Source organism: Desulfobacterales bacterium (genome assembly GCA_021647905.1).
Lineage (GTDB): Bacteria > Desulfobacterota > Desulfobulbia > Desulfobulbales > BM004 > JAKITW01.
Window position 1 is genome coordinate 1 of sequence record JAKITW010000001.1, and the last position, 22,009, is coordinate 22,009.

Genomic DNA, 22,009 nt, shown 5'->3' on the forward strand with positions numbered 1-22,009 from the left:
GCCGAAGTTGTTTCAAATTCCGCTTTTGCCGTCACGGCTGCGGCTCAGGGTCCGCTACACCGTTCGCTATAAGAAAACCCCTTTCCCGGTCCAACCTCAAACGTACGGGGTTTACCGAAACCTTACGGGAAGGGGGTTAGTAATAGTACCAGATAGTCTTGTAATCCCTGGGGTTTTCGCCGATGGCATGCAGCCGTTTCAGGTAGTCGAGAATGGGCACGTCCTCGCTGGTGTGGGTTGAGGTTATCTTGGAGATGTTTTTCTCCCAGGGATGGAATTCGTAGAGCCGGGCGCCGTCCGGCAGGATCGAGATCAGGTCGCGGTGCTGGCTGGCGCGGAGATAACTCTTGCCCAGTCCGGGCACGTTGTAGACCGCCTCATCGGTGCGGGCCATGCCGGGCAGGAGCCGGGCCTCTTCCTTTTGTTCCTGGAGCAGCCTGGCAATGGGCACCCGGTATTCAACGGTCTCCTCCTTGCCCTTGGTGTTGAATGTATAATAGGGCTCGACCCCGATCAAGGCCAGCTTCCGGCGCAGGAAGGCCGCCTCGAACCGGCGGGAGACAAAAAAGGTGTAGACCAGCTGGTTGTAGACCGAGATGCCCCGGCGCTTGAGCCGCTGTACCGCGGTCACGGTATCCGGAGTGATCTCGTAGGGATGTTGGATGTGGGTGACAACCGCCACCTGTCTTTTGCCCGGGACCAGATAAGCGGCAAGCAGGTCGGCCAGGGAGTCGGTGATCCGCATCGGCATGGTGACCAGGGTGCGGGAGCCGATCCGGATCCGTTCCACCGACGGAATCGCGGCAAGCCCGTCCATGATCCGTCTGATATCCTTATCGGGCATGGCCAGGGGGTCGCCGCCGGTAAGGAGCACCTCGTGGATGGCCGGATGTTTTTTAATCCAGCGCAGGGCTTTTTTGATGGCCTCGTCCGAGGCCATGGCCCCGGGCTCCATGGCGTCGTTGATCTCCCAGTTACGCTGGCAGTAGACGCAGATCTGGGGACAGGTATTGAATGGCTTGAAGATACAGATGGCCGGGTAGCGGCGGGTGATGAGATCAGCGGGCGAGGTGTCGGCCTCACGCATGAAATCCAGACATTTGCCCTTGCGGCCCGGAAGCCCCATCTGCTCCACATAACTGGGCGGCGGAATCACCTGGGCCCGGATGGCCCGGTCCCGTCCGGCCTTAAGGGCGTCGTCCATCAGCGACAGGTAATGCGGGGTAATCCCGAACGGCAGCTTTTGCGCCCGGGCAGACTCGATCGCCTGTCGTTCGGAATCGGACAGCTTGAGCAGTTGGTTGATCAACTCCGGGTCGCGGAGCACGTTGTCGGCCTGCCACTGCCAGTTGTGCCAGTCTGTTTTGTCGGCCTTGAGCGTTTTCAGGATCCGGGCTCGCCGTTTTTCACGGCGCAGGACAGCCTTGTCCGCCAGGCCCGACTGAAATCTGGCCTTCTGCGCCTCGACCTCGATCGAGAGTTCGTCCAACTGGCGCGACCGTTCAATGGCCGCCTTTCTGCCCTTGAGCCGGGTCGGCACCAGGTGGAGATCCACCAGTTTGCGGCCCGGACCTCTGCCTTGGAGGCCCAGAAAGAGGTAGAGCAGTTCGGCATAGAATGCCGGGGTAAGATCCGGGCGCGGTTTGTCCCGGGCAATGTCGCGGATCGCCTCGGCCACCGAGAATCCGGCCCGGTCTTCCGAACGGCGGGCCAGGATCCGGTTCAGCACGTCGGCGCAGTCCCGCACCCGGATAATGGAGCCCTCGGAAAATGAGTCGTAGTCGTTAAAGGTAGCAAAGGCGACCCGGTGGGCATGCCGGGAAAGGGCCTGGCGGAGATCGTCGACATTTTCCGAGTTGCGGGCCAGGGCGAAAATTTCCCGGGCCTTTGATATAAGGTGTTCAGGAGTGTACATTGCCGGATTAAGCATACGTATAACCTTCTGTTGCACATGCCTGGGTAGGGGCGCCGCTGAGGACGGCAACCAAGCCCAGCCGCTGATTATAAACGACAGCGGTCGTAATTGATCGTTCAGGACCGTTGGTCCGGGAGGTTTGGGAAGGTTTTTCCCAAAAAAAACGCTTTTTTGGTCTGCAACAAAAAAATATACCGTATTTTGATGCAACTGACAACCCGGGTTGGATTGAGGCTGAGATCCAAAGGGGACTCCGGCGGCTCGGTTGCTTGCCGGTTGCTCCTTCAACGCGCCAGGGCATGACGTTTTTGTAAAGGGTTGCCTTGAATCGAGGAGAGCGGAAACAGCGGGTTGGGCCGCATCTCATTGGCGTGGATTTTACGAGTACCAGGCGGTCTCAAAACGGATCTCTTCTGGTAAGGCTTTGACATTCCTTTTGGGATGGATACAATGGCGATCAAGCCGGTGCGGGGGTTACTGGTCTTGACGATCATCATTCATGCCCCGTGATCAGTTACCAATGAAGAGGGGAGGGATATGAAAAGGCTGAGTCGGTATTTTCTGGAAGGGTTATTGGTGCTCGTGCCCCTGGTGGTTACCATCTATGTAATCACCGTGATTTTTCTGAAAATCGATCATCTGTTTAATTTTACCACCCCGGGACTGGGGGTGGCGGCCACCCTGCTGCTCATCACCCTGGTGGGTTTCGTGGCCTCCAATTTTCTGACCCGCAAGCTGGTGCGGTTGATTGAAACTCTCTTTACCCGGCTGCCCCTGATCAAGATGATCTATTCCTCGATCAAGGATCTGGTCAACGCCTTTGTCGGTGATAAAAAAAGCTTCAACCGGCCGGTCCTGGTTTCTCTCTCCGCGGACAATGGAATTCAGGCCGTCGGCTTCATCACCCGGGATAATCTGGAGCATATCGGCATCAGCGGCAGGATGGCGGTCTATTTCCCCCAGTCCTACAATTTTGCCGGCAACCTGGTGGTGGTTCCCAACGAACGGGTCTTTCCCCTGGACGCCGACCCGGGTGATGTGATGTCGTTCGTGGTCTCCGGCGGCATTTCAGAAGCCGGAAATAAGAGGACGATAAAAACAGTGGACAGTGGGAGAAAAAAACAGTGCTGAGTGCCGGACAATGGTAACCACTCACAGGATTACCGGGTTTGCCCGGCAACCGGCAAACAAAAAAAGGAGTCAGCCCGGATGAGTTGACTCCTTTTGTCGTTTCTGGTGACCCCTACGGGACTCGAACCCGTGCTACCGGCGTGAGAGGCCGGCGTCCTAGACCGCTAGACGAAGGGGCCGTAATGAAGGAACACTTTATATATGATGCGCTGTTTTTTGTCAAACTTAAAAAAGGCTTATGCCACGTGCACGTTCTGCCTGCGGATAAAGTTCCGGCCCGCCTCTTCGGCCGCGGCCAGAAACCGCCCCGCCTTTTTGGCCTCCCCGCGCCGGTCAAGGCCCCGGACCAGCAGTTGGTTGTCATAGCGCATGTCCATGGCGTCAAAGGCGTATTTCATGCACCGCACCGCGCCTTCGAAGACCCGCTCCCCCCTGGTGGCGGCAACCGAGAGAAAAAAACCCCGCCGTTCCGGGTCCTGCCGCCACGCCCCTTTTTCCTTGGCCAGCCGTTTCCGGTTCCACAGGGCCTGGGTCCGGTCGACAAAGGCCTTGGCCTGGGCGGTGATTCCGTAGAAGAAGATGGGCGAGGCCAGGATAATCAGCCGGGTGTTGATTATTTTTTTATAGAGCGGGGTCATGTCGTCCTTGATCACGCATTCGCCGGTCTTGTCGCAGTCGCCGCAACTGGTGCAGGCTGAGATGTCAAGATCGCAGAGCCGGATGATCTCCGGCCGGCCGCCGGCCGCTTCCACGCCCTTGAGCATCGCCTTGAGCAGAACTTCCGAGTTGCCGCCCTTCCGGGGACTGCCGAGAAATGCGAGCACATCCATAAGGTGTCTCCTTACCAGGGCTCCTGGTCGGGTGTGTTGGAACCGGTTGGCTGGTCGGTGTTACCTGTCTTATCCGGCAACCGGTTGTAGAACCCGGTATCGTCCTGCAGGCGCGCGGAGAGTTGGTTGTTCAAGAAGCGGGGAGCACAGCGCCAGCGCCAGTTGTTCTTCATGGTGCTCGGGGTGTTCATCCGGCAGTCGCTGCCGAATCCGAGCAGGTCCTGGAGCGGGATGATCGCCAGGTCGGCCACCGAGGCCAGGGCGATGCGGACCATGTCCCGGGCAATGTCATTGCCGTTGCTGTTGGCGTAGCGCCTGAGCGCGGCCCCGGCCCTGGCCGAGCATTTATCGCCCAGATACCAGCCCAGCGAGGTGTCGTTGTCATGGGTGCCGGTATAGACCACGCAGTTACCGGTCTTATAGTTATGGGGCAGATAGGGATTGCTCATGTCCGAGTCAAAGGCGAACTGGAGGATTTTCATCCCAGGCAGGCCGAGTGCGTCGCGCAGTTCTTCCACCTCCGGGGTGATGACCCCCAGGTCCTCGGCAATGATCGACATTTTTTTTAAATCCAGGGCCTCAAAAAAAGCAAGTCCCGGGCCTGGCACCCAGCGTCCCTTGATCGCGGTCTTTTCAGCGGCCGGGATCTCCCAATAGGACTCAAGGCCCCGGAAATGGTCGATCCGGACCATATCCATCCCGGAGAAGATATGGTTGAACCGTTCCTGCCACCAGTTGACCAGTGCATGGTTGATCCGGCCCTGGTCGTCATGCCAGCAGTAGACCGGGTTGCCCCAGCGCTGGCCGGTGGAGCTGAAATAATCGGGCGGCACCCCGGCAACGTGGGTGGGGGTCAGGGTCTGGCGGTCAAGTTTATAGAACTCCTGGTGGGTCCAGACGTCAACGCTGTCCAGGGCCGTGTAGATGGGAATATCGCCGATCAGGGTTATTTTTTTCTCCTGGGCCGCCCGGCGCAGCGACTGCCACTGGCGGTTAAAAACAAATTGTTCGAATTGATAGTAGAGGATCCGCTCGGCCAGCCGGTCCCGGGCCCGGTCAAGGGCCTCCGGTCTCCGGCGGGCCTCCGGCCCGGGCCACCGGTACCAGGGGGCGAAGTTGTTTTCTTCCCGCAGGCTCATGAACAGGGCATAATCGGCCAGCCAGGTCCGGGATTGGCGGAAGTCAACAAAGGCCGGGTCCGGATCAATGCGGAAGGCGGCAAAGGCCCGGCCAAGGAGTTTGGTCTTAAGGGCGATCACCCTGGGAAAATCCACCAGGTATTCGGAAAACTCCGGGACGGCGAGGTCGGTCTTGTCGAGCAGACCGGAGACAACGAGCCCCTGCGGGTCGATCAGCAGCGGGTTGCCGGCAAAGGCCGACAGGCTCATGTAGGGCGAGTTGTCGAATATCGGACTGGTGGGGGTGATGGGCAGAAACTGCCAGTATTGCTGACCGCCCGCCTGGAGGAAATCCAGGAACCAATGGGCCTGTTTCCCCAAAGAGCCGATGCCGTAGGGATCGGGCAGGGAGGTGAAATGGAAAAGGATGCCGCTGCCGCGTTGCATATTTCAGGGATCAGAAGTCAGAGGTCAGAGGTCAGAGGTCAGATACTACACCAGTATAACTTGCGTGCCGTCCCCTGTCACCTGTCTTCCGCTTGCCGGCCCGGGTCCGGCCGGGCTGGTTGCTAACGGCAATTTTTTGTTTGTTTTTCTGCCGGGATTGGATATAATCAAACATTTTACGTCTGCCGCTGTTGTTGCGGACCGGGCAGGGCTTACCCTTCCTGCCGCCAGTTGCGCACAATCTTTTTTTTCGGGTAATCTCCTGGGCGCCTATAAAGCGGAAATGCGAGCCAGATTCGCCATAGATATTCAAACCCTCCATACGCGCCTGAACACCAGGCCCTCAATTTCCATGGTCTTATTCTCTGCCAATGGTTCTTCGGCAGGCAACGCCTTGGACTCCACTGGGCCGGTCCGGACCACTGCCGCCCGCAATATGATTAAAGGAGCGACCTTTCGTGCTAGCTAATATTAAGGCGAAATTATTAGATGCTGGAAAGGATGAGGGATGTATTTCCTTTGCCCTGCTCAATGAACTGCTGCCCGACGACATTAAGGCACCCAACGCCATTGAGGAGATCTTTGATTTTCTTGGCAAGAACAATATCGAGATCGTTTGCGAGGAAAAATCCGGCCAGCGGCGAACCCTGAGCGGCGAGAAATGGGAGGATTTTCAGCGGCATGCGGCCGAGGACCTGGCCGCGGGCAAGGATTCCGCCGCTGGGATCGTTTCCATGGCCGCTGGCGAGGAACACGAGCAGGAAGAGACCACCACCACCTATCTCCGGGAGATGGGGCGGTTCGATCTGCTGACCCCGGAGGAGGAGGCCAAGTACAGCCGCACCATCCGTGAGGGGTTTGATGCGATCATCGCGGCGATCCAGGAAGACAAAACCGGGGTCCCTGAGATGGAGGCGCTCAAGGAACGGATCGAACTCTGGAAGAAACGGGATCCCTCGTTAAAGCCCAAGAAGCAGCAGCTCAACTACATGAAAGGGCATGTGGCCAAGGCGGTGCAGGCCCACCCCGGGATCGGCCTCCTGGAGATTCAGGCCCGGGTCGAGGCCTATGTCCGCTCCATCGAGGCGGCCAAGGACGAGATGATCCGGGCCAACCTGCGGCTGGTGGTCAGTATTGCCAAGCGGTACATGCACCAGGGGCTGACCCTGGCCGACCTGATCCAGGAAGGCAACCTGGGCCTGATGCGGGCCGTGTTCCGTTTCGACTACACCAAGGGCAACAAGTTTTCCACCTATGCCAGCTGGTGGATCCGCCAGGCGATCACCCGGGCGATCCTGGACAAGACCAGGACCATCCGGCTGCCGGTCCATTTTCTCGAACTGCGCAGCCAGTTCTTCAAGGCCTTTTATTCCCTGCTCAAGGAACTGGGCCGGGAGCCCACCCCGGTGGAGATCTCCAAAAACACCGATCTGCCGATGAGCAAGATCCTGGCGATCCTCGAGGCATCCCGGGAGCCGATTTCCCTGGAGACCCCGATTGGCGACGACGACAGCACCCTGGGTGATTTTCTCGAGAACCAGGAGTCGATATCACCCTACGACGCGGTGCAGAACCGGGAGCTTTCCGGCCGGGTCAAGAACATCCTGCACACCCTGAGCAAGCGGGAGGAGAAGATCATCCGTCTCCGTTTCGGGATCGGCGAAAAGGCCGAGTATACCCTGGAGGAGATCGGCAAGCGGTTCAACGTCTCCAGGGAGCGGATCCGCCAGATCGAGAAAAAGGCGCTCAACCGGCTCCGGCACTCCAGCCGGCGGGATAAGTTGAAGCATTTCCTGGACTGACCGGCAGGGCCGGCCGCACAGGAACAACGAAACAGGTCACTCCGGCATGGCAAGGACAGCACGTTCGCGGCGACCGCCATATCCATAATAAAAAACCCTGTCCGAATAATAATGAACTCGCCGCGCGGCCTGCCGCGGGACATGTTTATCCAACCCGGGAAAGAAAAAAAATGGATTCACAGATTGTCAAGGCCGGCCTGGGGGATATCCTTGAAAAGGTGCGGTCCGGCGAGCGGCTCAGCCTTGATGACGGCGGCCGGCTCTACCGATCCCCTGACATCCTGGCAGTTGGCTACCTGGCCAATATCGTCCGCGAACGTTTCAACGGCGACCAGACCTTTTTTATCTATAACCAGCACATCAATTACTCAAATATCTGCACCAACCTCTGCAAGTTCTGCGCATTCGGCAAGGACAAGGACTCGCCGCTGGCCTATGAGATGAGCGTTGACCAGGTGGCGGCCAAGGTGCGGGAACGGCTGGCCGAGCCGATCAATGAGATCCACATGGTCGGCGGCATCCATCCCGATCTGCCCTACAGCTATTACCTTGACCTGTTAAAGGCGATCAAGGAGGCGCGGCCCGATGTTCATATCCAGGCCTTTACCTGTGTGGAGATCGCCCATCTGGCCGAGCTTGCCGGCAAGCCGGTCACCGAGACCCTGATCGAGTTGCAGGCGGCGGGCCTGGGTTCGATCCCCGGCGGCGGTGCCGAGGTGTTCAGCAAGCGGATCCGGGAGAAGACCTGCGAACGGAAGCTCTCTGGCAAGGGCTGGCTCGAGGTGGCCAAGACCGCGCACCGGGTCGGGCTGCATACCAACGCCACCATGCTCTACGGCCATATCGAGACCATTGAGGAGCGGCTGGAGCATCTGGATATGCTTCGCCGGGCCCAGGACGAGACCAGCGGCTTCCTGGCCTTCATCCCGCTGGCCTTTCATCCCAAGAATACCGGGATGTCCGACTGTGCCAAGACCTCGGGGATCCTTGATCTCAAGAATCTGGCCGTGGCCCGTTGCATGCTCGACAACTTCCCCCATATCAAGGCCTACTGGGTGATGATCGGGCCGAAGCTGGCCCAGGTGGCCCTCTCTTTTGGCGCCGACGACATGGATGGCACGGTCAAGGAGGAGGTCATCACCCATATGGCCGGCGCCGAGACCGACCAGGCGATCGGCAGCGAGCAGCTGATCCGGCTGATCAAGGAGGCGGGCCGGGTCCCGGTGGAGCGGGACACCCTGTACAAGGTGCTGGCAAGGTATTGAGTCAGGGGACAGATGACAGAGGACAGAGGACAGAGGACAGTGAAAAAAACAGTGCTGAGTAACGAGCAATGAGTTGGAGCCAGATAACAGATGATGGTGGAAAAAGTTGATAGTTATTTGTTAATGGTAACAACATGTTATAATCTTTCTCAGCACTCAGCACTCAGCACTCAGCACTCAGCACTCAGCACTCAGCACCCCTTTATTTTATGAATAGTGTCCGGATGTTGGATATAGGCTGGAATGGATTCAATGGAAACGATTCGGGAAAAAGTATTACAGGGTGAGCGGATCTCCCCGCAAGAGGCCCTGGTCCTGGCGGACAAGGGCGATCTTTATGATCTCGGCTTTCTGGCCGATGCGGTCCGTAAGCGGCTCCACCCCGAGCCGATGGTCACCTATGTAATTGACCGCAACATCAATTACACTGATATCTGCATTTCAGCCTGTAAGTTCTGCGCCTTTTACAAGGCCCCGGAGGATGGGACCGGCACGGTTCTTTCCTTTGCCGAACTGGGCGAGAAGATCAAGGAGACCAGGGAGCTGGGCGGCACCCAGATCCTGCTCCAGGGCGGGCTCCACCCGGACAAGCCCCTGGAGTTCTACGAGGAGATGCTTCGCCATATCAAGGGTGAGCACCGGATCCACATACACGGCTTTTCGCCGCCGGAGATCTGTCATTTCGCCAACCTGTCCGGGCTTTCGGTCGGCGAGGTGCTGGTGCGGCTGCAGGCCGCCGGGCTCGATTCCATGCCCGGCGGCGGCGCCGAGATCCTTTCCGACCGGGTGCGCAGCGCGGCAGCGCCCCGCAAGTGCACTGCCGATCAGTGGATCGGGGTGATGGAGGAGGCGCACCTGCTGGGGATGCGGACCACGGCCACCATGATGTTCGGCCATATCGAGACCATTGAGGAACGGCTGGAGCACCTGGTCCGGCTGCGCGACCTGCAGGACCGGACCAACGGCTTTACCGCCTTTATCCCCTGGCCGTTCCAGCCCGACAATACCGCCTATGCCGATATTGACAAGGCCACTGCCTTCAGTTACCTGCGGACCCTGGCCTGGTCGCGGATCTTTCTTGACAACTTTCCCAATATCCAGGCCTCCTGGGTAACCCAGGGACCGAAGATCGCCCAGCTCTCTCTTTTTTTCGGGGCCAATGATTTCGGCAGCACCATGATTGAGGAGAACGTGGTGGCCGCGGCCGGGGTCAGCTTCCGTTTGTCCGAGGCCGAGATCCGGGACCTGGTCAAAGAGGCGGGATTCGAGCCCAGACAGCGGACCATGGATTATACCCTGGTGGAACACTGAAGGGCCTGCCCCATGAGTTATCGATGATCTCCCCCGGCCATGATTTTTCGAGTTCCGTTACGACCCGTCTTCATCGGGCCCCGTGGCTGGTCACCGCCTTGGCGGAGAGCAGTGAGCCGGCGGTGGTCAATGACGGCGCGGTCCTGGTCGCGGGCCGGATTATCAGGGGGGTGGGCCGGTTTGCCGACCTGGCCAGGGAGTATCCCTTAACTGTAGTGGTCGACCATGAACAGGCCATCCTGGTCCCGGCCCTGATCAACTGTCATGCCCATCTTGAGCTATCCTGTCTCGCCGGCCTGGGCCGTTGGCCGGTGCAACCGGGGAGCAGCTTTCCCGACTGGATCCGTGAACTGATCGATCTGCGCCGGCAGACGGCGGCGCGGTTGGGCGACTCCCTGGCCGCCACCGTTGCCGCTGCCGCCACCCGGGCGCTTGCCGGATTGCGGAAGAGCGGGGTCGGGCTGGTGGTCGATATCGGCAACATGCAGGCTGGCAATGAACCAGGGCAGGGCCTGCCGGTGGAGGTCATGTTTCTGCTCGAATTGCTGGGGATCAGCCGGGAAGGGGAACAGGCGGCCCTGCAACGATTGGCCGGCCGGGATGCCCGGCCGGCCACCGGTGTGCCGGACGCACTGGGACCTGATCTGGCGGTCACCGGACATTCCCCCTATGCAACCGGGCCGAAGCTGCTTCAAGAGCTTAAGGCCCGGGCCGCGGTCCGGAACGGGCTTTTTTCCCTGCATGTGGCTGAATCCATTGCTGAGGAGGAATTTCTGCGTTCCGGCACCGGTCCGATGCATGATTTTCTCATTGAGCGGTCCGGCGGGTATGGCTCATTCACCGTACCCGGGGTCGGCGCGGTGGCCTACCTGGATCGACTGGGGCTCCTGGACCGGGATACCCTCTGCGTACATGCGGTACAGGTAAGCGATGCGGATATCGACATCCTGGCGGCCCGGGGGGCCGGGGTCTGCCTCTGTCCGGGGAGCAACCGGCAGTTGGCAGTGGGCAAGGCCCCGGTGCCGGCCCTGCTTGACGCCGGGATCCGGCCGGTCCTGGGCACGGACAGCCTGGCCAGCAATCCGCGGCTGAACCTCTGGCAGGAAATGCGCCTGCTCCGGCAGGACCATCCCGGGGTGGAGCCGGCGGCAATATTTGCCATGGCCACCAATAACGGGGCCGCGGCCCTGGGTCTGGCCGGCCAATGGGGTAGATTGGCCCCGGGGCGCACGGCCCGGTTTCTTGCCGTGGCCAATGACCGGGTGACCGCCGTTGATCAGGTCTGTGATTATCTGACCGCAACCGGGGCGTCGCTTCAATGCACATGGATCGAGGAATAGCAGGAAATATGGAGCAACAAACCCGGGCCCGGATCGGGATGGTCAACTTTATCAATACCGCGCCCTTGTACGAGGTGTGGCAGCGGACGGTCCGGCAGCCGGCCTGGCGGGTGATCGAGGCCCCGCCCAGTGTCCTGTGCCGGATGCTGTATGACAACGAACTTGATATCGGCCTGGTCTCTTCCCATGAATATGGAATCCATGCCGCCCGCTACCGGGTGCTGGCCGATCTCTCAATCAGTTCCTCGGGCCGGGTGGGCAGTGTTTTTTTGTTTGCCGAGTGCGAGCCGGCCGAGTTGGACGGCCGGTTGGTCCTGTTGAGCAGCCAGTCCCAGACCTCGGCCAGCCTGGTCAAGATCGTGCTGGAGGAGTTTTACCGGGTGACACCGGTCTATGATACCGGCGACGTGGTGGCCCGTTCCTCCGGCCCAACGATCCCGGCCGCGGTGCTGGCCATTGGCGACGATGCCCTGCTGTTACGCGATTCAGGCCGGTATCCGGTCCAGCTCGACCTGGGCGAGGTGTGGCGGCAACAGACCGGGCTGCCATTTGTCTTTGCCCTCTGGGTGGTGCGGGAGGATTTCTGTGACCGCTATCCGGACGAGGTACGCGCGATCCATGGGGAACTGCGCCGCTGTGTGGCCCAGGGCCGGGAACAACTGGCCGAGATCAGCCGTTTGGTGGCGCCGCGGATTCCCATGGATCCGGAGGATTGCCACAACTACCTGAAAGGGATTGAATACGATCTGGGTCTGCGCAAGCAGGAGGCGCTCAGCCATTATTTCGGGTATCTTATCAAGCGCAACGAGGCTGGCCCCGGGGCATTACCACTGAAGATTTTTGGCTGAGGCAAGGGTTTTTTCATTTGAGAACCCATGACCCGGAACCATGGTTATGAAAGCCGTCCCGCCTGTGCATGAGGTTTAAGGCGGGCAAGTGGAAAAATATAAAAAATATGCAGACAGCGGAACAAGCCAAGAAAAAATTCGTGAAACAGAAATTTGCCGCGATCAGCCCGAAGTATGATCTGCTTAATTCGGTTCTGAGCATGCAGATCGATCGCTACTGGCGCTGGCTGACCACCCGGCAGCTCAAGGAGTTTCCTCACGGGGCGGTACTCGACCTCTGCGCCGGCACCCTGCCGCTTTCCCTGGAACTCACCCGGCAGGCGCCCGGTCGCCGGGTGCTGGCGGTTGATTTCTGCGAGGAGATGCTGCGGAGCGGCATTAACAGCATGCCCGCGGCCGCCAGGCGGGACGGCCGGGAACAACGGATCATGCCGGTCTGCGGCGACGGCGAGGAGATCCCCGTTGCCGGCGAAAGCGTCTGGGGAGTGACCGTGGCCTTTGGCGTTCGCAACCTGGCCCGGGTCCCCCAGGGGCTCAAGGAGATGTGGCGGGTGCTGCGGCCGGGCGGCAAGCTGTTGATTCTCGAATTCTCCCGGCCCCGCAATCCAGTGGTCAAGCCGGTCTATAACTTTTATCTGAACAATATCCTGCCCCGGGTGGCCGGGCTGGTATCCGGCGACAAGGAGGCCTATGAGTACCTGGCCAGTTCCATTGCCGAGTTCTACGAGCCCGAGGAATTGCTGGCCATGATGGACCGGGCCGGGTTTAGCGTCACCTATTGCCGGCCCCTGACCATGGGGATCGTCACTCTCTACGTGGGGGTCAAATGAGCGGGTTGGAAAAAAAAATAATCCTGGCCATAACCGGTGCCAGCGGCTCCCTGTATGCGCGGGAGTTTGCCCGGCTGATGCAGGAGGGGCTCGGGGTGGAGGTGCACGGGATCGTCTCCGATGCCGGCCGCAAGGTAATGGACCTGGAGCTTGGCTGCTCCCCCGAGGATCTGGGCGATGCGGTCACGGCCTGGTATCCGGTTGATAATTTTGCCGCGGCCATGGCCAGCGGCTCCAGCCGGTTCGACGCCATGGTGGTGCTGCCCTGTTCCATGGGCACCCTGGCGGCCATTGCCAGCGGCATCTCCGCCAATCTGATCCACCGGGCCGCGGACGTGATGCTCAAGGAGCGGCGGCCCCTGCTGCTGGCGGTTCGGGAGACCCCGTTCAACCGTACCCATATCAGGAACATGCTGGCAGCCCACGAGGCCGGCGCTGTGATCTGCCCGCCCATGCCCGCCTTTTACCATCACCCGCGGGACCTGACCGAGATGGCCCGTTTCTTTGCCGGCCGGCTCGGGGACCTCCTCGGTCTGGAGGTCCCGCTCAATAACCGCTGGAAAGGGGCATGACAGAAGACAGAGGACAGAGGACGGAAGACAGAAGACGGAAGACAGAGGGCAGAGGACAAAAGAATGAGTGCTGAATTCAAAAAATATCCCTTTCACCGGAACCCGGTTACCGATGTTGCGTAAGATTGCCATCCTGTTGGAAATGATCAAGTTCGAACACACGGTGTTCGCCATGCCCTTTGCCCTGATGGGCGCCTTTCTCGCGGCCGGCGGGGTGCCCTCTGGTGCGGTCTTCGGCTGGGTGGTGCTGGCAATGATCGGGGCCCGGACCGCGGCCATGGGCTTCAACCGGATCGTTGACCGGGACATCGATAAAAAGAATCCCCGCACCGCGGACCGGGCCCTGCCCGCGGCAACGGTCTCGCCAGGGGAATCCTGGGCCATGGTCATCCTGGCCGGGGCCTTGTTTTTCCTTGCCTGTTACAACCTCAACCGGCTGACCCTGATCATCGCGCCCTTTGCCCTGGGGCTGACCTTTTTCTATTCCCTGACCAAGCGGTTTACCTGGCTCTGTCATCTGGTCCTGGGCCTGGCCCTGGCCTTTGCCCCCCTGGGCGGCTGGGTGGCGGTCAAGGGCAGCCTGGTTGGTTATCCCTTTGTGCTTTCAGCCGGGGTGGTCTTCTGGGTTGCCGGGTTTGACGCGGTCTATGCCTGTCTTGACGCTGACTTCGACCGGACCGCCGGGCTTTTTTCACTACCGGCCCGTTTCGGGCGCCGGGCCGCCTTTCGGCTGGCGGTGCTGGCCCATGTCCTGGCCTTTGCCCTGTTCATTGCCACCGGGGTCCTGACCGGCCTGAATTTTTACTACTACATCGGTATTCTCTTTACCGGCACGGCGCTTTTCTACCAGCATATGGTGGTCAACCCCAGGGACCTGTCCCGGATCCAACTCTCCTTTTTCACCTTGAACGGACTGATCAGCCTTACCCTGTTCGTGGCCACCTGGCTGGCCCTGGTCATCTGAGTTCCGCCGGTATTATGACCATGGACCTGAACCAGGAGAAAGTCGGCAAAAAGAAAAAGAACTGGTTGCCCCAGGTGCTGCGCTTTGTGGTCAGCTTCGGCGCCATCGGCCTGGTTTTTTATCTGTTCCGGGCACAGCTGCCGGCAGTGTTCAACCATCTCGCTACCGTGGAGCCGCGGTTTTTCTGCATGGCCGTGGCGACCTATCTGGGCGGCCTTGTCTCCACCGCGTTTCGCCTCCAACTGGTGTTCAAGGCCCAGGACACCCGGATATCCCTGGGCAATGCCTATTATGTGAACATCATTGCCCTGTTTTTCAATAATGTGCTTCCCTCCTCCCTGGGCGGCGAGATGGTCAAGGCCTATTATCTCTATCGCAACACCAATCGCAGCCTGGTCGCCTTCAGCGCGGTCCTGGTCGACCGGCTGTTCGGCCTGGCCACCCTGGCGTTGATCGGCGCGGCCGCGGTGCTGTTCTTTGACAGAAGCCTGGTGCCGCCCCGGATTCTGGGCAGCCTGGGGGTGATCATCGTTGTTACCTGTGTGGCCGCGTTCATCCTTTTCAACCAGCGGATGGCCCGGGTGTTAAGCACTGCCCGGGTCCCCCTGGTCCCGCTCTTTATCCTGGAGAAACTTCGCCAGATCTATCTGGCCATGCACCATTACCGGGGCCGACGGGAGATCGTGGCCAGCTGTTTCCTGCTTACCATCATCGGCCAGGTCTCATACGTGGCGACAACCTATCTCCTGGCCCGTGGCCTGGGACTTGACATTCCGTTTTCCTTGTTTTTTTTCCTGGTCCCCATTCTCCTGATGATCACCGTGGCCCCGTCGGTGAACGGGATCGGGGTCCGGGAGGCGACCTTTCTCTTTCTGCTTGCCAACTATACCACCCCGGACAAGGCCCTGGCCCTGTCGCTGCTCACCACCTTTTTTCTGATCTTTGTCGGCCTGGGCGGCGGGGTGGTATATGCCTTTAAGGGCGGGCTGAGGGGGACGGATGACAGAAGACGGATGACAGAGGACAGGGGACAGAGGACAGAGGACGGTGGGCGGTGAAAAAAGTTAATAGTTATCAGTTAAATGGTAACGGCGTGTTAAAATCTCTCACCAATAACCATTAACCATTAACCAATAACTATTAACTATTCCCCTCACCCTGTCTTTACCTTGATCTTGCGCGGTTGGGCCGGTTCCACCTTGGGCAGGGTGATGAACAGGATGCCGTCAACAATGGTTGCCTCGACCTTTTCCTGGTCAATGGACTCGGAAAGGGTGAACCGGCGGATGTACCGGCCGAAGTCGAACTCGTTCAACAGCACCGTCTCCCGGCTGGTGTCCGGTTTCAAGGCCGTGCCGCTGATCGCCAGTACCCCGTCTTCCAGGTGGATCTCCAGGCCTTCCTTGTCCACTCCGGGCATTTCCGCCACCACGGTGACCGCGCGGCTGTCCTCGTAGATATCCACCGGCGGGATGAATTGTTTTGCCGGCTTGGTCGGCTCGCTGTTCCGCTGCAGTTCCTGTTTGGGCTGTCCCTTGATATCCTTGGTTTTCATCTCTCCGCCTCCTGAAGGGGATCATTGGAAATCGATCAACTGCTCGTTACCGCGATCCGGCGCGGCATGGCCTCCACGGCCTTGGGCAGGGTAATGGTCAGGATGCCGTTCCGGGCGGCGGCAGTCACCTTTTCGGCATTGATCCGGGTCGGCAGGGTCACTGCCCGGTTGAACCGGCCGTAGCCGATTTCCTGCCGATGATAGGAGATAGTCTCCGGGGTGACCGGCTCGTTACGTTCACCGGTGATGGTCAGGGTGTCGCCCTCCACAAAGATCGATATTGCCTCGGCCGGGGTGCCGGGGATCTCGGCCCGAACGTAGATGGTGGTCGGGTCCTCGGAGATGTTCAGGGCCGGATATACCGAGGCGCCCGTTGTGGTGTCGCCGAAAAAGCGGGGCCAGATCATTTCCATTTCCCGGCGCATTTTCTCCATCTCCGCCCATGGATTCCGCGGTGCCTGCCGCTCGTTGAATCTGATCAGGGTCATGGTGTCGCCTCCCTTGATACTAATGATAATTATTTGATTTCACATTCTAAATGGGTGTTTAATAAAAAATAAGGATAATTTTTTTGAAGTCAAGAAGGGGTTGAAAAATGGCGGTCATTTTTTTCTTTTGGGCTATCATCCCGGGACGAAATTGTCGGTCTCGAAAAACGTTCGACGGACGTGTATCACGTTGTAACATATTGATTTCACACAATGGCATTTGAAACAGTAGAACTTTTTACAAGTCCATTAAAATTGTGTATATTGCCGGCCCAGGAAACAACGTATTTTTGTAACCGTTCAGCAGCACCGCACAGAGTTTGCGCTTACGTCCCGCTTACACAAATCCACGGTACTGCTGAACGGTTACGTGTCTTTTTATACCCTATAAAATATGTATCCACAGGAGGTTAATGATGAAGTTGATACTTTTGGGCGCCCCGGGCGCCGGCAAGGGAACCGTGGCCAAGCTGCTTACCGCCATTGACGGTTCGGTGCAGATTTCCACCGGCGATATTCTCCGCTCCGCGGTCCAGGCCGGCTCCGAACTGGGCAGGGAGGCCGAGGGCTATATGAAACGCGGTGATCTGGTGCCGGATTCGTTGATCATGGGAATCATGGAGAAACGGCTGCAGGAGCCGGACTGCGCCAGCGGCTTTCTGCTGGACGGATTCCCCCGTACCGTGCCCCAGGCCGAGGCCCTGCGGGAACTGCTTGCCAAACTCGACATCAGCTTGGACATGGTTGTGAATATCGACGTGCCCCGGGAGGTGATCCTTGATCGGCTCTGTACCCGGCGGACCTGCGCCAACTCCGACTGCCAGGCGATCTACAACATCAAGAGCAACCCGCCGCAACAGGAGGGGATCTGTGACAAATGCTCCAGCCCGGTGATTCAGCGTGACGACGAGACCGAGGAGGCGATCAGCCACCGGCTTGAGACCTATAATGAAAAGACCGCCCCGCTGGTCGGTTTTTACGAGAAGGAGGGGCTGCTCAAGAGCGTGATCGGCTCTTCCAGCGACGTGGTGGTCAGCGAGATCAAGGGCCAGCTCGGATTGTAGCCTCTCAGGAGACAGGGAACGGAAGACCCGCCTTCGCCATCCTCCTTCGCCTGAAGGCTGCGGCGGACAAGAGGCTACGGCGTGGCAAGCAGATGACAGATGATGGTGGAAAAAGTTAATAGTTATTTGTTAATGGTAACAACATGTTATAATCTTTCTCAGCACTCAGCACTCAGCACTCAGCATTCAGCACTCAGCATTCAGCACCCTGTATGCACCATGACAACTCAGTAAAAAAGGAATAAACAATGAGCGCAGCACCGTTACTGACCACCGATTTCAAGGAGTTGACCCTTATCCATCGCGGCAAGGTCCGGGATCTCTATGAGGTGGAAGGGCAGTTGTTGATGGTTGCCACCGACCGGATATCCGCCTTTGACGTGGTGATGGCGGACCCGATCCCCAACAAGGGCGAGGTATTGACCAAACTGTCCCTTTTCTGGTTTGATTTTCTGCGGGACATCATGGCCAACCACCTGATCACCGCGGACGTGGATGACTATCCGGCAATCTGCCGGCCATATGTTGACGAGCTGCGGGGCCGCAGCATGCTGGTGAAAAAGGCCAGGCCGTTGCCAGTGGAGTGCATTGTCCGCGGTTATCTCTCCGGTTCCTTCTGGAAGGATTATCAGAAGAGCAACGTGGTCTGCGGCTTTGAGCTGCCCCTGGGCCTGCAGGAGTCGGCCAAGTTGCCGGAGCCGTTATTTACCCCTTCCACCAAGGCCGAGCAGGGGCTCCATGACGAGAATATCTCCATGGCGGCCATGGAGAAACTGCTGGGCAAGGAGCAGACCGGCAAGATTGCCGATCTCTGCCTCCGGCTCTACCGGAAGGCGGCTGACTATGCCCTGGGAAAGGGGATCATCATTGCCGATACCAAGTTTGAACTGGGCTGGTACGATGGTGAACTGATCCTGATCGACGAGGTGCTGACCCCGGATTCCTCCCGGTTCTGGCCCCTTGACCAGTACCGGGTCAACAGTGGTCAGCCCAGCTTTGACAAGCAGTTCCTGAGGGATTATCTCCTGACCCTTGACTGGCCCAAACAGCCGCCACCGCCGCCGCTGCCAGCCGAGATCCTTGAAAAAACCGAGGCCCGCTATGCCGAGGCCGTGACCCGGCTCACCACCTAAACGTCCGGCAGCGCCTCTAACCGGGTATGGAATATACTTGTCCTCCGTCTTCTGCCCTCTGTCCTCACGAAATCTTCTCCCGGTGCTCCAGCAGCGGTTGGAAAAAGTCCTGGGCCGTGTCCATGAACTCATCGTCCAGGGGATCGCGGCCTTGAAAGCAGAGCCGGAAGTAGGGCGATTCGCTTTCACCGGCCTGGTACTCGTTGCCAAGCCAGGTCCGCCGGGCCCGGGCCAGGGCCAGAGCCCGGGTTTTGCCCCGGAAGAGTTCAACGGCAAAGGCGAGGGAGGACTCGGCGAACAGAGGCAGGGGCCTAGCCATTCCCTGCCAGTAGAGATCCAGAAGCCGGCCCAGTTCGGCCTCCGGGTTGTCCACCGGGCCCAGGCGGAACAGACCGTCCGTGCCGAGCAGCAGGGTATTGCCGGGTTCCTCCCCGGACCGGGCCTGGAGAACTCCATGGACCAGGTGGTCCAGCCAGGCCCTGATCTGGTCCTTGGCCTTGATCCTGGCGCACCGCAGCCGGACAAGGGTATTGACCTGGAGCCCTTGCAGAACGCCGTGCAGGGTAAAGCCGCTGACTGCAAGGTCAACCTCTTGGGCCGGCCGGGCCGGACCCGGCCGGAGGTCTTTCAGCCGTTGCCCGAGGGTTTCCACCTTGATGCGGATTTCCTCGAACAGCGATTCCCCGATCCTGCCCACCGGGAGCTGGCCGGCGGCCTTTTTGATTTGAAATATATCAGCTAACTCCCGGCCGGCCAGCAGATCTTGCAGCAGGTCGGTTTCCAGCTGATAGCGCTCCAGGCCGGTGATTGTAAAGGGTTCCAGGTCGGCCAGGGTCTCCGGACCCGGGTCCAGGCGGATCAGCAGCCGTTCTTCGAGCAGCGCCCGGACCGGATGCAGGAAAAAGCGGCAGAGCGATTCCAGGGCCACCCGGCGCCAGGACTCCGGGGGAGGGGAGAGGGGAGTGCTGAACAGGGGGCCGGGTTCTGATTTTTCCGAGATCAGGGCCTGGGCCGCGGCCTGGTTTTCCCGGGAAAAACTGGTCCGGAGCCGTCCCGGCCGGGCCTGGAAATAGTCGGGATGAAAGGGCTGGAGATGCTGTTTTGTCACCAGCCGGGTGATGATGTCAATGTTGGAATCACCGGCCGGCCGGAAACCCTGGCGGACAACGTCCAGCAACTCGCTGACCAGCACCGAAGGAGGCAGGCAGCGATCGTCAAGCGGGGACTGTCCCACATAGCTGATGTAGAGCTGTTCCCGGGCCGCGAGCAGGGTCTGGAGAAACAGGTCCCGGTCGTCCAGGCGGCGGGAGCGGTCGCCGGGCCGGGGCTGGCCGGCCATGAGGTCAAAGCTTATCGTCTGCCGGGGCCGGGGAAACACCGTGTCGTTCATGCCCAGGATACAGATGACCCTAAAGGGAACGGCGCGCAGGGCCGTCATCCCGCCGCAGGTCACGCCACCGCTGATCAGCCCCCGTATTCCCAACCGTTCCGGGGTCAGGGCCTGTTGCAGCTGGATGCGGAGCGTGTCCAGCTCAATGGCCTCGTCGTAGTCGGCCAGGCGGGTGAAGTCTCGCAATTCCCGCAGAACATTGCGAATAAGCTGGAGTTCCTCCTCTGCCTCTCCTTTAACCGCAAAACAATCATCCAGCAGGGCGAGGAGGAGAACGGACCATTCGGCCGCCTGCCGCGGTTGGCGCATGGCCCTGATAAAGCGGAACAGGGTGGCGGTGCAATCAAGGAAACGGCCCAGTATCTCCGCCTCCTCGCCGTTGATCTCGTCTTCAGGAAGAATGCCGCTGAACATGGTCTGGCTGTCGTTGGCCATGGCATATCCGAGCAGGAGACGGTCAAGGCCCGCCTGCCAGCTGTTCTCGCTGAAAGGCGGCAGTCCGTGGAGTTGCCGGTCCTTCCGGTCCATGCCCCAGCGGATTCCGCTGCTTTTGATCCAGCGGCGGATGGTTGTCAGGTCTTGCGCGGAGATGTCGAAGCGGCGCTGGACCGGGGGACTTTCCACGATCTCCAGCACTTCGGTGGCTGTAACCCGGGAGTCGGTCAGTTCCAGAATAGCGAGAAAGGTTTCAACCAGCCGGTTCTCGGTGAACAGGCCATGCGGGGCGATGTTAAAGGGAATCCTGGTTTCAGGTGCATCAGGGGCGGCAAAGACCGCCCGGATAAGCGGTCCGTAGGTCGCAAGTTCCGGGCAGATCACCAGGATATTGTCGGGGTTCAGTTCCGGGTTGTCGGCAAGCAGGCGCAGGAGGTGATCATGGAGCAGTTCAACCTCCCGGAGCGGGCTGTGGCAGGAATGGATCTGGAGCGAGTTGTCGTTGGCCCCGATCTCCAGGATGGCGTCATCGGGATCTGATCCTCCACCCCGGTCCCGGAGCTGGAGGATGTCCTGCTGGATGGTTGCCAGCAGGGTCCGGCCCTCCGGAACAACAAACAACTCCTGTTCCTCGGGATCATGGTTGCGGCACATGGTCAGAAAATCCCGGTTGAGCCGGCCCAGGGAGGCGAGCAGGGGGTTGCCCCGCTCCAGATAGAGGGGCGCGCCATGGGCGGCCCGGCAACGGAGCCGGTCGCTGTCACGGTCCGAGAGAATGTCCTCCCAGTACTCTTGGCAGGGGTTGAGCAGATAAAGCGACACCGGCAGATGACGGGCCAGGGCCGCCAGGAGATGGAAATGGGCGGGCGGCATGGAGGAGATCCCGAACAGGGCCAACCGGGGCGGAAGCTTCCTGACCGGGAAATTGTTGTTTTCAAGTTGTTCCACTGCCGTCCGGAGCAGATCGGAGTGATGGGGATCAGGTCTATCGGAAGAGCTGTTGATCCGGCGGACCAGCCGTTGCCAGAGTTGGCGCTGCCAGGGTTCGCTGGGATCGTTGCCAATGGAGTTGCCCCGCTCCCAGGCGTTGATCATTTCGGGACGGAATATCATGTATTGATCAAAGAGATCGACGATCCGGCCGGCCAACCGTAAGCGCCGGGATTGATCGCCGGTAGCGAGATAGGAGCGCAGTGGCCCTCCCTGCGGGTGTCCGGCCAGGTCCGGCAGCAGGGCCATGAGATGCCAGAGCATGATCTCCCGGCGATAGGATGATGTTGCCGGCAGTCCGGGGACGATCCGGCCGATGATCTCCCGGATGAAGATATTGGGCAGGGGAAAATAATAGTTGGCGCAGATACCTTGCCGTTCGGCCAGCTTCATGGTCAGCCAGCGGGCGATGCCCGGGTTCTGGACCACCACGGTTTCCGTAACCAGGGGGGGCAGGGCAGGGCTGCCGGTGCTGGTTGCCAGAAGTTCCGCCAGCAATTCCAGGCGGTTTCCCGAGAAGAGAGTGATACCGGTCATGGGTGTCGGCCGTGCCGGGAACTTGTCGTTGCCCGGGATGTTTT

The 22,009-nt window shown here is 59.7% G+C and carries 19 protein-coding genes and 1 tRNA gene; 12 read left to right on the forward strand and 8 right to left on the reverse strand.

Annotated elements, in window-relative coordinates; genetic code table 11:
- Positions 1–136: 136 nt before the first annotated feature.
- Positions 137–1,930 carry a KamA family radical SAM protein gene (locus tag L3J03_00005; GenBank protein ID MCF6289377.1) on the reverse strand — a complete coding sequence of 598 codons (1,794 nt, stop codon included), beginning with the start codon at positions 1,928–1,930 and terminating at the stop codon, positions 137–139.
- A 269-nt stretch (positions 1,931–2,199) separates the two neighbouring features.
- A complete protein-coding gene (locus L3J03_00010; GenBank protein MCF6289378.1) occupies positions 2,200–2,412 on the reverse strand; it encodes a hypothetical protein in 213 nt (70 codons plus the stop codon).
- A 40-nt stretch (positions 2,413–2,452) separates the two neighbouring features.
- Here L3J03_00010 and L3J03_00015 point away from each other — a divergent pair, with 40 nt between their 5' ends.
- Positions 2,453–3,046, forward strand: coding sequence for a DUF502 domain-containing protein (locus tag L3J03_00015; protein MCF6289379.1), 594 nt, complete (start codon positions 2,453–2,455; stop codon positions 3,044–3,046).
- A 103-nt stretch (positions 3,047–3,149) separates the two neighbouring features.
- Here L3J03_00015 and L3J03_00020 read toward each other — a convergent pair.
- The 3 genes from L3J03_00020 to malQ all read right to left on the reverse strand — a co-directional run bounded on the left by L3J03_00020 (position 3,150) and on the right by malQ (position 5,441).
- Positions 3,150–3,225, reverse strand: a tRNA-Glu gene (locus tag L3J03_00020).
- 57 nt (positions 3,226–3,282) lie between these two features.
- Positions 3,283–3,876 carry a flavodoxin family protein gene (locus tag L3J03_00025; protein MCF6289380.1) on the reverse strand — a complete coding sequence of 198 codons (594 nt, stop codon included), beginning with the start codon at positions 3,874–3,876 and terminating at the stop codon, positions 3,283–3,285.
- 11 nt (positions 3,877–3,887) lie between these two features.
- Positions 3,888–5,441, reverse strand: coding sequence for a 4-alpha-glucanotransferase (malQ, locus tag L3J03_00030; protein MCF6289381.1), 1,554 nt, complete (start codon positions 5,439–5,441; stop codon positions 3,888–3,890).
- Positions 5,442–5,899: 458 nt separating this feature from the next.
- On the opposite strand from malQ, the gene L3J03_00035 reads away from it, so the two are divergent.
- The 9 genes from L3J03_00035 to L3J03_00075 all read left to right on the forward strand — a co-directional run bounded on the left by L3J03_00035 (position 5,900) and on the right by L3J03_00075 (position 15,431).
- Entirely contained in the window at positions 5,900–7,243 is a 1,344-nt protein-coding gene (locus tag L3J03_00035; GenBank protein MCF6289382.1) for a sigma-70 family RNA polymerase sigma factor, read from the forward strand.
- Positions 7,244–7,413: 170 nt separating this feature from the next.
- Positions 7,414–8,508: an aminofutalosine synthase MqnE gene (gene mqnE / locus L3J03_00040; protein ID MCF6289383.1), complete on the forward strand. Its 1,095-nt coding sequence runs from the start codon at positions 7,414–7,416 to the stop codon at positions 8,506–8,508.
- A 252-nt stretch (positions 8,509–8,760) separates the two neighbouring features.
- Positions 8,761–9,819: a dehypoxanthine futalosine cyclase gene (gene mqnC / locus L3J03_00045; GenBank protein MCF6289384.1), complete on the forward strand. Its 1,059-nt coding sequence runs from the start codon at positions 8,761–8,763 to the stop codon at positions 9,817–9,819.
- A gap of 23 nt (positions 9,820–9,842) precedes the next feature.
- Complete coding sequence (locus L3J03_00050; GenBank protein ID MCF6289385.1) at positions 9,843–11,159, forward strand: amidohydrolase family protein; 1,317 nt, start codon at positions 9,843–9,845, stop codon at positions 11,157–11,159.
- 8 nt (positions 11,160–11,167) lie between these two features.
- Positions 11,168–12,007 (forward strand): menaquinone biosynthesis protein, encoded by an 840-nt coding sequence (locus tag L3J03_00055; protein MCF6289386.1) that lies wholly within the window; start codon positions 11,168–11,170, stop codon positions 12,005–12,007.
- Positions 12,008–12,147: 140 nt separating this feature from the next.
- A complete protein-coding gene (locus L3J03_00060; protein MCF6289387.1) occupies positions 12,148–12,837 on the forward strand; it encodes a ubiquinone/menaquinone biosynthesis methyltransferase in 690 nt (229 codons plus the stop codon).
- Positions 12,834–13,409 (forward strand): UbiX family flavin prenyltransferase, encoded by a 576-nt coding sequence (locus L3J03_00065; GenBank protein ID MCF6289388.1) that lies wholly within the window; start codon positions 12,834–12,836, stop codon positions 13,407–13,409. Before L3J03_00060 ends, L3J03_00065 begins: the two co-directional genes overlap by 4 nt.
- Positions 13,410–13,521: 112 nt before the next feature.
- Positions 13,522–14,373, forward strand: coding sequence for a putative 4-hydroxybenzoate polyprenyltransferase (gene ubiA / locus L3J03_00070; protein MCF6289389.1), 852 nt, complete (start codon positions 13,522–13,524; stop codon positions 14,371–14,373).
- Positions 14,374–14,393: 20 nt separating this feature from the next.
- Positions 14,394–15,431: a flippase-like domain-containing protein gene (locus L3J03_00075; protein MCF6289390.1), complete on the forward strand. Its 1,038-nt coding sequence runs from the start codon at positions 14,394–14,396 to the stop codon at positions 15,429–15,431.
- 95 nt (positions 15,432–15,526) lie between these two features.
- Here the strand turns inward: L3J03_00075 and L3J03_00080 are convergent, their stop codons facing one another.
- Together L3J03_00080 and L3J03_00085 are read right to left on the reverse strand one after the other, a co-directional pair.
- Positions 15,527–15,928: an Hsp20/alpha crystallin family protein gene (locus L3J03_00080; GenBank protein ID MCF6289391.1), complete on the reverse strand. Its 402-nt coding sequence runs from the start codon at positions 15,926–15,928 to the stop codon at positions 15,527–15,529.
- A 35-nt stretch (positions 15,929–15,963) separates the two neighbouring features.
- On the reverse strand, positions 15,964–16,416 hold the full coding sequence (locus L3J03_00085; GenBank protein MCF6289392.1) for an Hsp20/alpha crystallin family protein: 453 nt from the start codon (positions 16,414–16,416) through the stop codon (positions 15,964–15,966).
- A gap of 413 nt (positions 16,417–16,829) precedes the next feature.
- Between L3J03_00085 and L3J03_00090 the strand changes: the two genes are divergently transcribed.
- Together L3J03_00090 and L3J03_00095 are read left to right on the forward strand one after the other, a co-directional pair.
- Entirely contained in the window at positions 16,830–17,480 is a 651-nt protein-coding gene (locus L3J03_00090) for an adenylate kinase (protein MCF6289393.1), read from the forward strand.
- 248 nt (positions 17,481–17,728) lie between these two features.
- Complete coding sequence (locus L3J03_00095) at positions 17,729–18,613, forward strand: phosphoribosylaminoimidazolesuccinocarboxamide synthase (protein ID MCF6289394.1); 885 nt, start codon at positions 17,729–17,731, stop codon at positions 18,611–18,613.
- 64 nt (positions 18,614–18,677) lie between these two features.
- Here the strand turns inward: L3J03_00095 and recC are convergent, their stop codons facing one another.
- The gene (gene recC / locus L3J03_00100) at positions 18,678–21,965 is read right to left on the reverse strand and encodes an exodeoxyribonuclease V subunit gamma (protein MCF6289395.1); all 3,288 of its coding nucleotides are present in this window, start codon (positions 21,963–21,965) and stop codon (positions 18,678–18,680) included.
- Positions 21,966–22,009 lie beyond the last annotated feature (44 nt).

Excerpts from the sequence above, each read along its gene's own strand:
- L3J03_00005 (MCF6289377.1), bottom strand. The coding sequence starts at position 1,930 with ATGCTTAATCCGGCAATGTACACTCCTGAACACCTTATATCAAAGGCC.
- L3J03_00010 (MCF6289378.1), bottom strand. The coding sequence starts at position 2,412 with ATGATGATCGTCAAGACCAGTAACCCCCGCACCGGCTTGATCGCCATT.
- L3J03_00015 (MCF6289379.1), top strand. The coding sequence starts at position 2,453 with ATGAAAAGGCTGAGTCGGTATTTTCTGGAAGGGTTATTGGTGCTCGTG.
- L3J03_00025 (MCF6289380.1), bottom strand. The coding sequence starts at position 3,876 with ATGGATGTGCTCGCATTTCTCGGCAGTCCCCGGAAGGGCGGCAACTCG.
- malQ (MCF6289381.1), bottom strand. The coding sequence starts at position 5,441 with ATGCAACGCGGCAGCGGCATCCTTTTCCATTTCACCTCCCTGCCCGAT.
- mqnE (MCF6289383.1), top strand. The coding sequence starts at position 7,414 with ATGGATTCACAGATTGTCAAGGCCGGCCTGGGGGATATCCTTGAAAAG.
- mqnC (MCF6289384.1), top strand. The coding sequence starts at position 8,761 with ATGGAAACGATTCGGGAAAAAGTATTACAGGGTGAGCGGATCTCCCCG.
- L3J03_00050 (MCF6289385.1), top strand. The coding sequence starts at position 9,843 with ATGATCTCCCCCGGCCATGATTTTTCGAGTTCCGTTACGACCCGTCTT.
- L3J03_00055 (MCF6289386.1), top strand. The coding sequence starts at position 11,168 with ATGGAGCAACAAACCCGGGCCCGGATCGGGATGGTCAACTTTATCAAT.
- L3J03_00065 (MCF6289388.1), top strand. The coding sequence starts at position 12,834 with ATGAGCGGGTTGGAAAAAAAAATAATCCTGGCCATAACCGGTGCCAGC.
- ubiA (MCF6289389.1), top strand. The coding sequence starts at position 13,522 with ATGTTGCGTAAGATTGCCATCCTGTTGGAAATGATCAAGTTCGAACAC.
- L3J03_00075 (MCF6289390.1), top strand. The coding sequence starts at position 14,394 with ATGGACCTGAACCAGGAGAAAGTCGGCAAAAAGAAAAAGAACTGGTTG.
- L3J03_00080 (MCF6289391.1), bottom strand. The coding sequence starts at position 15,928 with ATGAAAACCAAGGATATCAAGGGACAGCCCAAACAGGAACTGCAGCGG.
- L3J03_00085 (MCF6289392.1), bottom strand. The coding sequence starts at position 16,416 with ATGACCCTGATCAGATTCAACGAGCGGCAGGCACCGCGGAATCCATGG.
- L3J03_00090 (MCF6289393.1), top strand. The coding sequence starts at position 16,830 with ATGATGAAGTTGATACTTTTGGGCGCCCCGGGCGCCGGCAAGGGAACC.
- L3J03_00095 (MCF6289394.1), top strand. The coding sequence starts at position 17,729 with ATGAGCGCAGCACCGTTACTGACCACCGATTTCAAGGAGTTGACCCTT.
- recC (MCF6289395.1), bottom strand. The coding sequence starts at position 21,965 with ATGACCGGTATCACTCTCTTCTCGGGAAACCGCCTGGAATTGCTGGCG.